The following is an 888-nucleotide window of genomic DNA, read 5'->3' as shown; positions in this document are numbered from 1 at the left end:
GCATACATTTATCCTGAAAAATAATTTATCTATAAATATAATAAAAATGTTAGCTAGTTTAGCAGTACAGCGCGTAACACTAAAGCAATTTTATTGGTTATTGTTGTTATCAGTAAAAATATATAGTAAATTTAGATAATTATGTGATTATAAAATAATAAGGATAAATATTTTTGAAATTTTCATCTCGTATTGCTCTTATTTTGTTCTGCATGATTCTACTTTACTATCCATTCAAAATCGCCAAATACCATTTAATGGATATGAGTTATGATGAAATTTCAAATGTCGGTTGGCGCTTTGATACTTGCAAAACTAAAGATGATGATTTAGTAAGCAGTGCTGATTGCCCGTGTAGTGGATTAATCGAACCGGATGATGATGTTTACATTAACAACGACGGATACATGTACTTTGGTAATAAACTCTATGGTAAGGTAACTTTGATAGAAAAACCAAGCTATTTTCAAATGGATCTTTTGACGGGAGGATTTTTAAAAATTGAACATATAGATATAGGGTTGATTTGTTACTACGACTCTGTTATGGATTAAAATAACGGTTATTGTTAAATGATGTTTTAACTTTTTTAATTTCAGCTATATTCAATTTTTTTAGTTATTTTATTATTAGAACTTAACTTTACTGGTTCATATTTCGATAATCCGTAATCTATACTGCACTAATAAATATTTTTTAAGCTGTTTACAATACATAATAAGAGTTTAAAGCAACAAAATAGATATAGGTCCTTCCAATTCACTTACTGAGAAGCAATGAAAGCAAAAAATTGCGGATCATTTCGGCACGTAACATTAATTGATGGCTAATCACTTCAGCATCTGCTGGAGTCTCTTTTAATGTAGAAAGAAGATATTTACTGGTTCG

At 28.8% G+C, this 888-nt stretch carries 1 protein-coding gene and 1 pseudogene; one reads left to right on the top strand and one right to left on the bottom strand.

Annotation, left to right across the window (positions count from 1 at the left end; genetic code table 11):
• The first annotated feature begins 173 nt into the window (after positions 1-173).
• Positions 174-554, top strand: a complete 381-nt coding sequence (locus J3U66_RS12785; protein WP_267349250.1) for a hypothetical protein — start codon at positions 174-176, stop codon at positions 552-554.
• 220 nt (positions 555-774) lie between these two features.
• On the opposite strand, the pseudogene J3U66_RS12960 reads toward J3U66_RS12785, so the two are convergent.
• Positions 775-888: pseudogene (locus tag J3U66_RS12960) on the bottom strand (hypothetical protein); the annotation flags it as partial.

Origin of the sequence: Gilliamella sp. B2969 (assembly GCF_026536195.1) — a bacterium.
Classification (GTDB): Bacteria; Pseudomonadota; Gammaproteobacteria; order Enterobacterales; family Orbaceae; genus Gilliamella.
The sequence above is the reverse complement of the archived record's forward strand: the minus strand, read 5'-3'. Positions and strand labels throughout refer to the sequence as shown.